The sequence below is a fragment of the Bradyrhizobium sp. SZCCHNR2028 genome (genome assembly GCF_032380995.1).
GTDB lineage: Bacteria > Pseudomonadota > Alphaproteobacteria > Rhizobiales > Xanthobacteraceae > Bradyrhizobium.
The window spans coordinates 18,499-31,950 of record NZ_JAUHJF010000036.1 but is presented as its reverse complement, the minus strand read 5'-3'; the positions used below and the strand labels follow the sequence as shown (position 1 = coordinate 31,950).

The window sequence follows — 13,452 nt, the reverse complement described above, 5'->3', positions numbered from 1 at the left end:
AGCGCCGACCTCCCTTGATGTGGCGCTCGCCTCGGCGCTTGCCGCTGTCGTCGTCGTAAGGGGCAACGCCGATCAGGGCAGCGGCGATCCTGTCACTCACCTTGCCGAGCTCCGGCGCTCCTGCGATGAGGAGCGCGGAGGTCATGACGGCAAGCCCCGGCACACTTTCAATGATCTCGGCGCGCTCGGCAAATTCCGGCGTCGCCTTGACCCTGGCGAAGATCGCAGCCTCGAGCTTCGCAAGTTGAGCCGCGAGCGTCTTCAACACCTGGGAATGGGCCTTCTGCGCCAATCCCGGCACAACATGCTCGGTCTGGTTCTGCAAACGGGTTTTTCAGATCCATCAGACTCTTGCGCGCTTTCACCGGACCCGCCAGTTCCTCGCGTGCAGCATCGTAGGTCTGGCTCGGTGCCTCGTCGAACGTCTCGGCGAACCAGGCGATCATCTCTGCATCGATCGTGTCGTTCTTCGCCAGTCGACCCGCCGACAGGGCGAAGCTGCGAACCCGTTTGGGATCAACGATCCGCACCTCTATCCCGGCCTCGCGCAGCGCCTTGGCCCATTCGCGCTCATGGCCCCCGCTGGCCTCCATGACGGCTTTGGTCACCTTTTGCTTGCGAAGCAAGGCCACCAGCTGGCGATGCCCCAGCGAACTGCTCGGGAATGTCTGCCGTACTCCGAGTTTCCGAATGCAGCCGCCCACCTTGTCCTTGGCCACATCGATGCCAGCGACACCATTTGCGATCTGTGTCATCATCCACTCCCTTCCTTGCCTTGTATGGGCTCGAAGCCCTTGCAACTGTTCGGGTTGAGGAAGATCACCGGAGCTGTCCCTCGCTCTGATACAGCTCTGCCGCGTTTGGGGCGTTACGGGCTCAGATCCAGCGACGGGCGGTTTTGCGAGAACCGCCCGTTCGCGCATTCTGGCAGATCTGGCGTACACAAGGGGCGGAACGGCCCGCTGTAAGGAAAAGGCCGCTAGGCTCGAATTTTCGGCCCACCGCGCGACCGGTGCTCCAGCTTTCGCGCGGTGGGTATTGCTATTTGCCTCTAGACGGGCACTGGTCCGTCCACGAGGCGCCCGATCCAAACGTCGCATTCGCCAGCTTGGATGTCGAATCTCTTGGACAGTGCGACCGCAATGATGACCGCGCGCGGCACCGCGACACATTCGTGTTGAAGAATCTGCTTCCGTAGTCTGCCAGCCGTAACGGCGCCGTTCTCGAAATCTCTGCTCGCGGACAACCTATCTAACCAAGACGCCGCGGCGCGGTAGCATACTTCGTCAATCCGCGCTTTGGCTCCTTTTGGCGGGAGGCTTGTCTCGTCAATCCGCCACGGGCACATAAATGCTCCGCCCTCAGATATGGAAAGCGCTCTCGCGCGATCCCCCAAGCCTGTGCGCAAAGGTCACGAGGGGATATCATCGTCTCGTACCCCGACACTGCGCCGCTGCAAGGCGGGCCGACGCGATGTTGGCGGCCGTCAACGTTCCGTCCCGCGCCATCCTGCAAAGCCACTCGACAGCCGTTGGATTGACCTCGTTCAGCTCTTGGAGCACCTCCACCATTTCAGGTCCGTACTGCCTGATGATCTCAGCTTCGTATCTGCCCTGATCGCTAAACCGCTTTCCCAGCTTCCCCTCGCCAGGCCGACTTGAGAAGGTTTTAGGGTATTTATATGAGTAGGATTGGCGGACGGATTTGTCCTCACCGCGAAGACATTCCTGCCTCTCGGTTGGGACGATATCGTCCTCCCGCTTTGCCACCTCCGGAGGGTGCGACGGCATCCGTCCCGGCGGCCAGCTCATTCGATACCGGTTTGAGCGCTCCCTTTGCCGGTCGACTGTGAGCCATCCGAGTTCCTCGAGTTGAACTACGGCCCTTTGAATTGATCGGCTCGATAGGCCGATTTTGCCAGCGAGCCTGGCCCGAGAGGGCCAGGCAAAGCCAGTTACTCGATTTTGGTGATCTGCGATGACATAGGCGACCCGAAATGCCGTGGCACTCACCTCGCACTCGTGACAGACGGCATTGAGCCACTGCATTTTCTTGCGGTTGAAAGCCCGTACGTCCATGGGGTTAGCCGACCTCGGCGGAGCCGTTGTCCGAAGTCGAACGGCGTCGGCGGGAGCCCATCCATGCATTAAGATCGACTTCGGAGTAGCGAACCGACCTGCCGATCTTGATCGCCGGTGGCCCATCTCCGGAAACAAAAAGTTTAGCGAGTGTGCTCTCGCCAAGTTTGAGGAATTGGGCAGCTTCTCTTCGGGTCAGCCAGGCTGGTGTTGCCGTTGGAGGCAGATGAGATTTCGAATCGTTCATAGGTCACTCCGTGTAAGACGGGAGAGACCTAGCCGACGCCAGATAAAAACTGGCAGCTCCAAATCACAGAAAACTGAGAGGCCTAAATGTCCAGGACGCATTTGAGCCAGGGGACGGACGTCCTTTGTCCAGCCACCGGCCGGTTTCGTGGATGCTCAGTCGTGAGCATCATCGTCGTACTCATCGACATTGTCGACATCTGGAGGAGGAGCCCAAGCTTCTGCCCCCCTCCAAATCTCTTGCTTGCCCTTAGAGAAGGTCACGAAAGGTGACCAACCGTCCGCATCTTCACCACGATCAAGGAACTCGCGGCTCCAACGATCCTCAACTGGTCGAGAGGCTACTTTTTTCAAGACATTTCTAATCGATCGATCCATTGGGGCGTCGCCACCGACGCTCTGATGTGCGGCCGTAACGAAATCATGAAATGGTCCGTGGCGAGCTGGATCGGCGCTAGTCAACAATTTCCAGCAATAGCCCAGAACCTCCACAAAAGTCTCGCGCCAGGGATCTCTGGAATAGAGCGGCCGAGACAAGCGATCACGTTCTTGCGCCGCCATTGAAAGCCATTTCCCTATCGCGGTCTCAACCTGAGGGAGCGCGTGGACTATGCTTTCAAAATGCCCTTTCCATGCCTCTCGTCGACGCAAGTAATCGTTGCTTTCGAAGATGGCTTCGTCGCTGTTGAAGGGCTTACAGCTAAAATCTTCAGAAAATAGATACTTTTCGAAATTCCTGCATTGGTTCAACAAATCCGTACCAGCTGATTGCATTTCGTCTAACTTGGCCACGGAGCTCTCGATCCCGCTGGACGCGAAGTCAGCTGTAACAACAGCACGCAAAAGATAGTATCGCGTCGCAAAAAACGGGCACCTTGGCCTCGGTGATCCTTCGTCCATTTCAATTGGAAAGTCTAAATCCATAAAGCTCAATACCCGACATGCACGCGCTTGATCAAAGCGAAGGCGGATCTTTGCACCTTTGTCGTCGATCCGGTCGATCAGCCTTTGCACTTCATCGTCAACGGGTAAGCGAATTACAGGCCTATCCCACGGGCACAAATCATCGATCCGCTCAAAACGAAAAAGCTGAATCAGTCGGGGCTTCAAGATTTCTGGAGCGATGCTCCCGAGGTCAAAGGGATCTGCGGCTACTCATCATCTCCGGGATTTCATTCGGTGGCGTCTGTCAAATCGCCCATCGCCTTGCCGATCTGCTTTGCGATGTGTTCCGAAGCGCGGCGAAGGGGATCATGGTCTAGATGAGCGTATCGCGCGGTCGTCGCTGGCTGGCTGTGCCCGAGTAATTTGCCGATAATGGGCAAGCCGAAACCCGCACCAGCGCCGTAACTGGCGTGAGTATGACGAAGGTCGTGGATTCTCACCCCCGTCAAGTTTGACCGGGTACTGACAAGCTTCCATGGTTTGTTGAGATCGTGCCGAGGCTGCCCCTCGATATCGCTCGCGATCACGTAGCTATCGACCTTCGGGATCTTACCGAGGATGTCGAGGGCAGGAGCGTTGAGAATGATGGCCTTCTGCCCCGTTTTGCTATCGGGCAACAGCAGCAGCCCGCGCTGAAGGTCAACATACTGCCATTTGAGTTCCAGGATCTCGCGCAGGCGAGCGCCGGTAAGGATCAGAAGCCGCAAGGCGGCGGCGACATGAGGTCCGATCTTGGTGCGACCGTTCTTAGGGATGTGCTTTGCGTTTGGTTGGTCTTCATGGACGACCCAGGGAATACCCACCGTTTCGGCCTCCCGGATCGCTTCGCCCAGGCGGCCGAGTTCCTCAGAGCTAAGGAATCGCTCTCGGCGCTGCTCGCGAAACGCTTGGACATGGCTTGCGGGGTTATGTCCCTTGGCGACGAGGCCGCAAACCGCAGCGTACCGATAGACGGACCCGACGAACTCGACGACCCGATTCGCGGTCATGGGTTTCGCCTTGCCGATTCTCCGGTGCAGCTTCGAAACGTCGGCGCTGTCCACCGCATCGAGCTTGCGGGTGCCCAGGAGCGGGGCGGCGTGCTTGCGGAGATAGATCCGGTAGTTGACGACGGTGCGGGGCTTGAGTTTTGCCTCGGCCTCCTCGGAGAGGTACCGCTCGCCGAATTCCGCAAAGGTCGGCATGGCACGTTCTGTGGATCGTTTGCGGGCGGGATCCTGCCCGAGGGCGACCGCGCCAAGTATCGTCTTGGCCGAAACTCTGGCCTGGTCCGGTGTCATCGCGGAGGTCGATCCCAGGACCATTCGGGTCTTGCCGACGCCGCGGCCGCCGGCTCCGCTGCGATACTCTGCGCACCAGCGCTTGGCTCCCGAAGGGAGCACCTTGAGGCAAAAGCCAGTCAGATCACTGTCGTAAAAAACGGTCGGCTTTTCCACCGGTCCGATCGCATCGATCGCTCGCTTCGTCAGCTTTAAGATCGGCACCTGCAGCTCCCAGAATCGCCACCGAGTCGCCACCAGCGCCGGAATGCCCAGAAACCCTGGGAAACGCTGAGACGATGGTTTGCTAGTCTTTTGAGTGGCTTAGGTAAAGCTGGAAGTCTTGAGATAACATCAGAAAACTGGGGAATTCATACTCATAACCTGAAGGTCATAGGTTCAAATCCTATCCCCGCAACCATTGAGACCGAAACTCCCGTAGCCGATGAGGCTGCGGGAGTTTTGGTTTGTGCCGCTTCCTCCCTGTGAGCTGCTGTGCAGCTGAGGACAGTACCGTCTCCCCATGAAGCGTGGCATCGGAAGATCCGGGAATGATCACCAGGACGGCGGGCACACGACCATGTGAGCCGGCAGACAATCTGCGAAGCTCGCGTTGAACTGAAGTATTGAGGCAACGGCGAAATCCACAATCCGTCTGCCTGCGGTACAACGCCATTGCCCTGGCGTGGGGGCAAGCTTGCGCATTGCGAGAGCGCAGCCACCGTCACGATGTCAGACGCAACAGATTGCGCACGGCGGGGCGCCATTCTCCGGTCATGGTGTATTCGAGGCCGAGCCGTGCGCCGCAGGTGATCGCCAGCATCGTCAGCGGCGCCGAGACCGCCAGCGTCGAGAATGCCGACAGGCCCTGTCCGATGGTGCAGCCCATCGACATGATGCCGCCGGTGCCCATCAGCAGCGCGCCGGTCATGTGACGCTTCAGCTCGCGCGCGTCATCGCAGGCTTCCCAGCGGAAGACGCGCGAAAACATTGCCGCGACGAACGAGCCCAGGATCACGCCGGCGACGGAGCCGATCGCAAAGTCGGCCCGGCTGCCGGACAGCGTGGCGATGTAGAGCACGGTATTGCCGAGCGGGGCAACGAAGGTCAGGGATGCCACGCGCGCCGGATCGAAATCGTCATTGCCGAGCCAGCTGGTAGCGAACCAGCCGAACGCCACCGCACAGCCTACGGCGAGGCCGGAGAGCAGCAGGCGCGGCGATCTCACGAGGCGCCCGTCGGCCAATGCCCAGGCCGCGAGCGCGACCGCCGCGACGGAAACGGTTGCCGGCCGCGCATATGAGCCAAGCGCGGGCGACAGCAGCATATCCATGCCCTGGGTCATCGTTTCGGGCAGGCGTATGGAGAGCGGCTCGATCAGCGAGATGCGCAGGAATCCCGTGAGCCCGCGCATCGCGGCCAGGGCTGACACGCCCAGCACCAGAAACACGACGATGGCGCGCAGATCACCGCCGCCGATACGGACCAGCGTTCCGAAGCCGCAGGTGCCGACCAGGGCCATCCCGATGCCGAACGACAGGCCGCCGAGGATGGCGCCGCCGAGCGGAATGGACGACGTCAAGTAGATCGAGCGCGACAGGTCGATCAGGCCGAAGCTGGCGAGCAACTGGGTTGCGACCAGCGCGACCGCGGCCGCCAGCGCGAAGGATTTGAGTCGTCGGGTATCGGCGCCGAAGAACGCGTCCTCCAGCATCGCGAGCGTACAGAAGCGGCCGGCGCGACCGGCGACGCCGAGAACGGCGCCCGCGAGCAGCCCACACATGAACGTCAGTGCTGATGGGCTGAGCATTCCTCTCCGACATCCTCGTTGGTTTCCCGGCATTGTGCGCCAGGAACGGCGGGGACGCCAGGCCTCTCGCGCCGCTACAGGGCGCGCCGATGCGAAGCCCGAGACCGCGAGGGCCAACCTGTCAGCGGCGGCGCTTGCGGACCGGCTCGCAATAGACGTCGTAGATCGCCGTCAGGATCTTGCGGACATCTTCGCTCGCAAGGCTGTAGTAGATCGTCTTGCCGTCGCGCCGCGTCGTGACCAGCCGGTCGAGCCTGAGACGGGCGAGCTGCTGCGAGACGGTCGACTGCCGCTCGCCCAGGAACTGCTCGAGCTCGGTGACGGATTTTTCGCCTTCGGCGAGGATGCAGAGCAGCAAAAGTCGGGACTCGTGGGACAGCGCCTTCAGCATCTCGCTGGCTTCCCGCGCCTTCTCGATCATCTGCTCGAGCTCGGCAGAGGTTTCGATGTCCTTCAACTTCGGCAGCGGCATGAATTCTGAATCCCTCGGTTGGCGTCAGGAGCGGGCCGGAGCCCCGCTTGTAGCATTCATTATGCGGCCGAGCAGCCCAAAGAAGAACGCATCGCCGGGATAACCGCGGATGCGTCCGATCTCGCGGCCCTGCTCGACCACCACGAAGGTCGGGGTGAACGCTCCCGGATCGATGCCGGAAAGATCCGTCGGCAGCGGCTTGGCAAGGTCGACCCGTCGCAGCGGCAGCGCGCGCCCTTCGTCGGTCTTGTCGTAGATGGGACCGATTTCTGCGTTGAAGCGGGCGCACCAGCCGCAGCCCGGACGTTCGAACATCACGAGCTCGGAGGTGAACGCCGGCGACGAGAGGCAAATGCCGGTCACCACCGCTCCTGCGAGCGTTGCGAATCCGCGCGATGCACTTCTGCTGGTCATGCCGAGATCCTCTCTGGACTTGTTGGCCAATCTATCATTAAATTCGAATATGTACTAGTGCGCGATTTCCGAATCCTGCTCGGCAGGCCGGGCACGTAGCGCTGGCCGACCGGGAGGAAAGATGGATCTCGACGTCACGCTGGGGGCCGCGCTGGCCGCGGGTCTGTTGTCGTTTCTGTCACCGTGCATTCTGCCGCTGGTCCCGCCGTTCCTGTGCTACATGGCCGGCGTCTCGGCGGCCGACGCGATCGGCGAAACCAGCATGGCCCAGCGGCGGCGGACGGTGCTGACGGCGCTGTGCTTCGTCGGCGGTTTTTCGCTGGTGTTCGTCGGTCTTGGCGCCACCGCCTCGGTGTTCGGGCGATTCATCGCCGGCCATCTCAGCCAGCTCGGCATCCTCGCCGGCCTCGTCATCATCACGATGGGGCTGCATTTCCTCGGGGTACTCCGGATTCCGCTGCTGTACCGGAGCGCGACGATCGACGTCGGAAGCAAGCCGGCCGGTCTGCTCGGTGCGTTCGTGATGGGACTTGCCTTCGCCTTCGGCTGGACGCCGTGTGCGGGGCCGGTCCTTGCCGCCGTGCTGATGATGGCCGGCGCGGAGGCGACGGTCGGCAAGGGCGCGCTGCTGCTCGCCGCCTACTCGGTCGGGACCGGCATCCCGTTCCTGATCGCCGCGGCCTTCACAGGGCAGTTCATGACCATGCTCAAGGGCATCAAGCCGCATCTCCCCCTGGTCGAGAAGACGATGGGCGGCTTTCTCGTCCTGACCGGCGCGGCCTTTCTCGCCGGCGTGATCCCGCGGATGTCGGAATGGATCTTCGAGCGCTTTCCGTCGCTCGCCACCATCGGCTGATCAGCCGAAGCGGAAGTCCAATAGATTGACGAAGGACTGCAGCTCGATCTCATAGCGATGCACCAGGCCGGCGTCGCTCTCGCGCGCGGCGCGGCCGATCTCGCCGGCGCTCGTCGTGGCGCCGTCGATCAGGCGGCGGAATTCGGCCTGGCGCGCCACGTCGGGCGCGGCGAGGCCGTTGCAGCGTTGCAGCCGGTCGTGCAGCGCTGTGCCGGCCTGGACGACCTCGCCGGGCTCGGCCTTGCCCGCTGCGAACCGCGCAGCTGCGTTGCGCAACGCGTCCATGACGGGTGACAGGTCGAACACGCAATCGCTGAGCTCGACCACGCCGGCGTCCTGCCTCAGGGCGTGAAGCGACCGGCGCAACGCGGCAATGGCCGCCGCAGCGCGCGCGCCGTCACCTGCGGTCAGCGCTTCGTCCGCCTGCTTCAGGCGATCGTTTCCGGTGGCGATCAGTTCTGCAAAGGATTTGGCCGAATAGGGCGCATTGGGGCGCTCGGCGAGCCGGCTGAGCCTGGCCCAGGCGATCCGGGCGTCGTCGAGCTCGATCTGCGCCAGGCCCACATTGCCGGTGCGGCCATAGCTCGCGGCTGTGCGCAGGCTGGCCATCGCCGAGTGCATGAAGGCAGCAACATCCGCGTTCTCTTCGGCGTGCCCACGGACGCCATGCGTGAGGCATGACAGCACGAGCGACAGCATGATGACGCGGCGCAGCATCGAATGTCCTTTTTACATTCTGTTATTCGAATATCATGTATCGAAATTCCGTGGACTTGGCAAAGTGGACTTGGCAAAGCGCGCGAGCAGGCTGATGACGACGAACCGGACGATGACACGGCGCGATCTGGTTGCGCTGCTGCCTGCCGCGGCGGCCGTCGGCCTGGCGTCAGCGCCGGCGCAGGCCGACGCGGCGCTCGGCGACGACGGGCTCTATCACCAGTCCTGGTTTCTCAACAGCTTCCTGGACCTGCGCGAGGATCTCGAAAGCGCGGCGTTGGAAGGCAAGCGGCTTGCGATCATGTGGGAGCTGCGCGGCTGCCCGTATTGCCGCGAGACTCATCTGGTGAACTTTGCCGATCAAGAGATCACGGACTACATCCGTGCCAATTTCGAAGTGCTGCAGCTCAACCTGCTCGGCGCGCGCAAGGTGATCGACTTCGACGGCAAGGAGCTCACCGAGAAGGAGCTCGCCGAGCGTTACGCGATCCGCTTCACGCCGACGTTCCAGTTCTTTCCGCCATCGGTCGAGGGGGTCTCTGCGAAGGAGCCGCTCGCGCGCGAGGTGGCTCGCGCGCCGGGCTATCTCAAGCCGCCGCATTTCCTCGCAATGTTCCGCTTCGTGCGCGACAAGGCCTATGAGCGCGGCACCTTCCGCGACTATCTCGCTTCGACCAAGGATTGAGTGCACTGCGGCATCGAAATACGCTTGACACCAATCACATTATCAAATCATAATTCTTGAATATGATGGATCGTAAGTCCGTCGTGTCATCGTAAGGCGAGGGGACGCCTCGTCGGTCAGGGTGGAAACATGCGCCGTTTGATTCCGGCCGCCTTGCTCTGCGTGTTGCTGTCGGCAGCCGCGCGAGGTGGCGAGCCGATCAGGCTCGATGTCATCGACTATGCCATTCCGAAATCGTTGACCGGCGCGCCCGGCAATGCCGATGCCGGCAAGAAGGTGTTCTTGACGCGGACGCTGGGCAATTGTCTCGCCTGTCATCAGGTGTCGTTGCTGAAGTCGGAGGAGTTTCACGGTGAGTTCGGTCCGTCGCTCGACGGCGTCGCGACCCGCTACAACACGGCGCAATTGCGCCTGATCGTCGCCGATCCCAAGCGCATCTTCACCGACACGGTGATGCCCGCCTTCTACAAGAACGACGGACTCAATCGCGTCAGGCCGGAGTTCGTCGGCAAACCCGTCCTCACCGCCGCGCAGGTCGAGGACGTCGTCGCCTTTCTCGAAACATTGAAATAACCGCCTCTGGAGGATGAAGCATGGGCGCAATCAACAGACGACAGGCGTTCCTTCTCGGCGGCGGTTTCGTCGCCCTGACGGTGCTGCCGATGGCCGCCAACGCCGAGCCGAGCAACGACGCGGCCGAGATGATCAAGAAGTTCACCGGCGGCAAGGAAGCGGCCAAGGGCAAGATCACGCTCGATCTGCCTGAGATCGCCGAGAACGGCAACACGGTGCCGCTCGCGCTCTCGGTCGAAAGCCCGATGACACCAGACAACTACGTCAAGGAAGTGCTGTTCGTGGCCGACGGCAATCCGAACGCCGGCGTCGCCACGCTGATGTTCACGCCGATGTCCGGCAAGGCCGAGGCGTCGATCCGTATCCGTCTGGCGCAGACCCAGAACGTGATCGCGGTCGCGAAGATGAGTGACGGCTCGCTCTTCACGGAGCGCAAGACCGTCAAGGTCACCATCGGCGGCTGCGGCGGCTGAGACAGGGGAGAGACGAACATGGCAGACAAGCCGCGCATCAAGCTTCCGAAGGAAGCCAAGAAGGGCGAGATCATCCAGATCAAGACGCTGGTCTCGCATCTGATGGAATCGGGTCAGCGCAAGGATGCGCAGGGCAAGCCGATCCCACGCAAGATCATCAACAAGTTCACCTGCGAGTTCAACGGCAAGCCGGTGTTCTCCTGCGCGCTGGAGCCGGCGATCTCGGCCAACCCATACATCCAGTTCGACGCAAGGATCGACGAGGAAGGCACGTTCAAGTTCGCCTGGACGGATGATGATGGCTCAGTCGTGACGGCCGAAGAGAAGATCGCGTTGAAGGCCTGATCGGCCGCGTGTGATCGCTAGGAGGAGTGACGGATGTCCATTCGCTACGGTTCTCTCGCCGTCCTGGCTTCGGCCGCGCTGGCTCTGTCGGCAGCCGCGACGTTCGGCCAGGAGGCCGAACGGAAGGGCATTCCGGCGCCTCCCGGTCACGTCTTCAAGACCATCATCTCGGGCTATCAGTTCCGCACCAAGGAAACGCGCGCGCTCCAGGATGACGACCTGGAGAATCCCGGCTTCCTCGCGGTGGAGCGGGCCGCCGACGTCTGGAAGACGGTCGACGGCAGCGAAGGCAAGTCGTGCATGAGCTGCCATGGCGAGGCGGAAAAGACCATGAAGGGCGTCGGCGCCGCCATGCCCAAATGGAGCGATAAGCTCAACAAGCCGGTCAATCTCGAGCAGCAGATCAACATCTGCCGTACCGAGCACATGAAGGCGCAGCCCTGGGCCTTCAAGTCGAAGGAACTGACGGACATGACGGCGTTCGTCCGCTACCAATCGCGCGGCATGCCGGTGGCGGTGAAGACCGACGGTCTGATGTCGCCATGGTTCGAGAAGGGCAAGGAGATCTACTATACGCGGGTCGGGCAGCTCGATCTCGCCTGCGCGTCCTGCCACGAGAAGAACAACGGCAAGTTCATGCGCGCCGATTTTCTGAGCCAAGGCCAGACCAACGGCTTTCCGACCTACCGGCTGCGCGATCAGCGCCTGATCCCGCTGCATGAACGGTTCGAGGGCTGCATGTTCGACGTTCGCGGCGTGCCTTACAAGCCGCTGTCGGACGAGTTCCTCGCGCTCGAAGTCTACGTCGCCTGGCGCGGCATCGGGCTGCCCGTCGAGACACCGTCGGTCCGCAACTAGTCGCGGACACAAGGAAGATACATCATGATATCGCGTCGCGAATTCGTTCAGGTCGCATTGGCGGCGGCTGCCTTGACGGGTGGCTCCGGTCTTGCGGGTGCGACCCGCGCCTTTGCTCAGCAGAAGCTGACCGAGAAGGAGCTGCTGGCGTTCGATCCGGTCGGCAACGTCACCTTGGTGCATGTCACCGACATCCACGGCCAGCTGATGCCGCTGTATTTCCGCGAGCCGTCGACCAATCTCGGCGTCGGTGACGCCAAGGGCCAGCCGCCGCATGTCACCGGCAAGGATTTCCTCGCCCGCTTCGGCATCGCGCCGGGCTCGTCGTCGGCCTATGCGCTGACCTCGGAGGATTTCGAGGCGCTCGCCAAGACCTACGGGCGGATCGGCGGGCTCGACCGCGCCGCCACCGTCATCAAGGCCATCCGCGCCGAGCGCGGCGACAAGGTCGTGCTGCTCGATGGCGGTGATACTTGGCAGGGATCATGGTCGTCGCTGAAGACCCGCGGCCAGGACATGATCGACTGCATGGCGCTGCTGAAGCCGGATGCGATGACGGGGCATTGGGAGTTCACCTACGGCACCGAGCGCGTCAAGCAGGCGGTCGATGGTCTCGGCTTTCCGTTCCTCGGCCTCAACATCCGCGACACCGAATGGAACGAGCCGGCGTTCGAAGCCTCGACGATGATCGAGCGCGGCGGCGTCAAGATCGCAGTGCTCGGCCAGGCCTTCCCGTATACGCCGGTCGCCAATCCCCGCTGGATGATTCCGAACTGGTCGTTCGGCGTGCGCGAGGAGGATGTTCAGACCCAGGTCGACAAGGCGCGCAAGGACGGCGCCGGCCTCGTGGTGCTGCTGTCGCACAACGGCTTCGACGTCGACCGCAAGCTGGCGAGCCGCGTCAAGGGTCTCGACGTCATTCTCACGGGTCACACCCATGATGCGCTGCCTGAGGCCGTGAAGGTCGGCAAGACGCTGCTGATCGCGTCGGGCTCCTCCGGCAAGTTCGTCTCGCGGCTCGATCTCGACGTCAAGGACGGCGAGGTGAAGGGCTATCGCTACAAGCTGATTCCGCTGTTCTCCGACGTGATCACGCCGGATCCGGCGATGGCGGCCAAGATCGCCGAGGTGCGCAAGCCGTTTGCCGCCGATCTCGCCCGCCCGCTGGGACGGACCGAGACGCTGCTGTATCGCCGCGGCAATTTCAACGGCACGTTCGATGACCTCATCTGCCAAGCGCTGCTGCAGGAGCGCGATGCGGAGATCGCGCTGTCGCCGGGCTTCCGCTGGGGCACCAGCGTGATGCCGGGCCAGGACATCACCTTCGAGGACGTCACCAACGCCACCGCGATCACCTATCCGGCCGTCTATCGCATGGGCATGACCGGCACGCGGCTGAAGGAGATCATCGAGGACGTCGCCGACAACCTGTTCAACGTCGACCCCTACTACCAGCAGGGCGGCGATATGGTCCGCATCGGCGGCATGTCCTACGCCATCGACGTCAACAAGCCGCAGGGGCAGCGCATCTCCGACATGCGCCTGATCAAGACCGGGGCCGCGATCGATCCGACGCGCGAGTATCAGGTCGCGGGCTGGGCCAGCGTCAACGAGGGCACGCAGGGGCCGCCGATCTGGGAGGTCGTGTCGAGCTATCTGCAGCGCCAGAAAACCGTTCGTCTCGAGCCCAACCGGGCCGTCAAAGTCTCCGGAGTGTGACG

At 62.3% G+C, this 13,452-nt stretch carries 16 protein-coding genes and 1 pseudogene; 7 read left to right on the top strand and 10 right to left on the bottom strand.

Annotation, left to right across the window (positions count from 1 at the left end):
• From QX121_RS30980 to QX121_RS30945, 9 genes and pseudogenes are all read right to left on the bottom strand, one after another.
• A pseudogene (locus QX121_RS30980) lies at positions 1 to 145 on the bottom strand (IS110 family transposase); the annotation flags it as partial.
• Positions 146 to 167: 22 nt separating this feature from the next.
• A complete protein-coding gene (locus QX121_RS30975; RefSeq protein WP_315813841.1) occupies positions 168 to 755 on the bottom strand; it encodes a transposase in 588 nt (195 codons plus the stop codon).
• 669 nt (positions 756 to 1,424) lie between these two features.
• On the bottom strand, positions 1,425 to 2,048 hold the full coding sequence (locus QX121_RS31710; protein ID WP_409999387.1) for a helix-turn-helix domain-containing protein: 624 nt from the start codon (positions 2,046 to 2,048) through the stop codon (positions 1,425 to 1,427).
• Between the two features lie 34 nt (positions 2,049 to 2,082).
• A complete protein-coding gene (locus QX121_RS30970) occupies positions 2,083 to 2,325 on the bottom strand; it encodes a helix-turn-helix domain-containing protein (protein WP_315813840.1) in 243 nt (80 codons plus the stop codon).
• Positions 2,326 to 2,480: 155 nt separating this feature from the next.
• Positions 2,481 to 3,434 carry a hypothetical protein gene (locus QX121_RS30965; RefSeq protein WP_315813839.1) on the bottom strand — a complete coding sequence of 318 codons (954 nt, stop codon included), beginning with the start codon at positions 3,432 to 3,434 and terminating at the stop codon, positions 2,481 to 2,483.
• A 62-nt stretch (positions 3,435 to 3,496) separates the two neighbouring features.
• Positions 3,497 to 4,753: a tyrosine-type recombinase/integrase gene (locus QX121_RS30960; protein WP_315813838.1), complete on the bottom strand. Its 1,257-nt coding sequence runs from the start codon at positions 4,751 to 4,753 to the stop codon at positions 3,497 to 3,499.
• Positions 4,754 to 5,252: 499 nt separating this feature from the next.
• Entirely contained in the window at positions 5,253 to 6,338 is a 1,086-nt protein-coding gene (locus QX121_RS30955; protein ID WP_315736267.1) for a YeeE/YedE family protein, read from the bottom strand.
• Between the two features lie 121 nt (positions 6,339 to 6,459).
• Positions 6,460 to 6,810 (bottom strand): metalloregulator ArsR/SmtB family transcription factor, encoded by a 351-nt coding sequence (locus QX121_RS30950; RefSeq protein WP_315755991.1) that lies wholly within the window; start codon positions 6,808 to 6,810, stop codon positions 6,460 to 6,462.
• Positions 6,811 to 6,834: 24 nt separating this feature from the next.
• Entirely contained in the window at positions 6,835 to 7,224 is a 390-nt protein-coding gene (locus QX121_RS30945) for a thioredoxin (RefSeq protein WP_315813837.1), read from the bottom strand.
• A 121-nt stretch (positions 7,225 to 7,345) separates the two neighbouring features.
• Here QX121_RS30945 and QX121_RS30940 point away from each other — a divergent pair, with 121 nt between their 5' ends.
• Complete coding sequence (locus QX121_RS30940) at positions 7,346 to 8,080, top strand: cytochrome c biogenesis CcdA family protein (RefSeq protein ID WP_315778323.1); 735 nt, start codon at positions 7,346 to 7,348, stop codon at positions 8,078 to 8,080.
• On the opposite strand, the gene QX121_RS30935 is transcribed toward QX121_RS30940, so the two are convergent.
• Positions 8,081 to 8,797: a hypothetical protein gene (locus QX121_RS30935; protein WP_315813836.1), complete on the bottom strand. Its 717-nt coding sequence runs from the start codon at positions 8,795 to 8,797 to the stop codon at positions 8,081 to 8,083.
• Between the two features lie 94 nt (positions 8,798 to 8,891).
• Here QX121_RS30935 and QX121_RS30930 point away from each other — a divergent pair, with 94 nt between their 5' ends.
• The 6 genes from QX121_RS30930 to soxB all read left to right on the top strand — a co-directional run bounded on the left by QX121_RS30930 (position 8,892) and on the right by soxB (position 13,450).
• Positions 8,892 to 9,482 (top strand): thioredoxin family protein, encoded by a 591-nt coding sequence (locus QX121_RS30930; RefSeq protein WP_315813835.1) that lies wholly within the window; start codon positions 8,892 to 8,894, stop codon positions 9,480 to 9,482.
• Between the two features lie 129 nt (positions 9,483 to 9,611).
• Positions 9,612 to 10,055, top strand: coding sequence for a sulfur oxidation c-type cytochrome SoxX (gene soxX, locus QX121_RS30925; protein WP_315813834.1), 444 nt, complete (start codon positions 9,612 to 9,614; stop codon positions 10,053 to 10,055).
• A 20-nt stretch (positions 10,056 to 10,075) separates the two neighbouring features.
• The gene (gene soxY, locus QX121_RS30920) at positions 10,076 to 10,528 is read left to right on the top strand and encodes a thiosulfate oxidation carrier protein SoxY (protein WP_315736272.1); all 453 of its coding nucleotides are present in this window, start codon (positions 10,076 to 10,078) and stop codon (positions 10,526 to 10,528) included.
• 18 nt (positions 10,529 to 10,546) lie between these two features.
• Positions 10,547 to 10,873, top strand: a complete 327-nt coding sequence (gene soxZ, locus QX121_RS30915) for a thiosulfate oxidation carrier complex protein SoxZ (protein WP_315718309.1) — start codon at positions 10,547 to 10,549, stop codon at positions 10,871 to 10,873.
• Positions 10,874 to 10,906: 33 nt separating this feature from the next.
• The gene (soxA, locus tag QX121_RS30910) at positions 10,907 to 11,731 is read left to right on the top strand and encodes a sulfur oxidation c-type cytochrome SoxA (RefSeq protein ID WP_315813833.1); all 825 of its coding nucleotides are present in this window, start codon (positions 10,907 to 10,909) and stop codon (positions 11,729 to 11,731) included.
• A 24-nt stretch (positions 11,732 to 11,755) separates the two neighbouring features.
• Positions 11,756 to 13,450 (top strand): thiosulfohydrolase SoxB, encoded by a 1,695-nt coding sequence (soxB, locus tag QX121_RS30905; RefSeq protein ID WP_315755998.1) that lies wholly within the window; start codon positions 11,756 to 11,758, stop codon positions 13,448 to 13,450.
• Positions 13,451 to 13,452 lie beyond the last annotated feature (2 nt).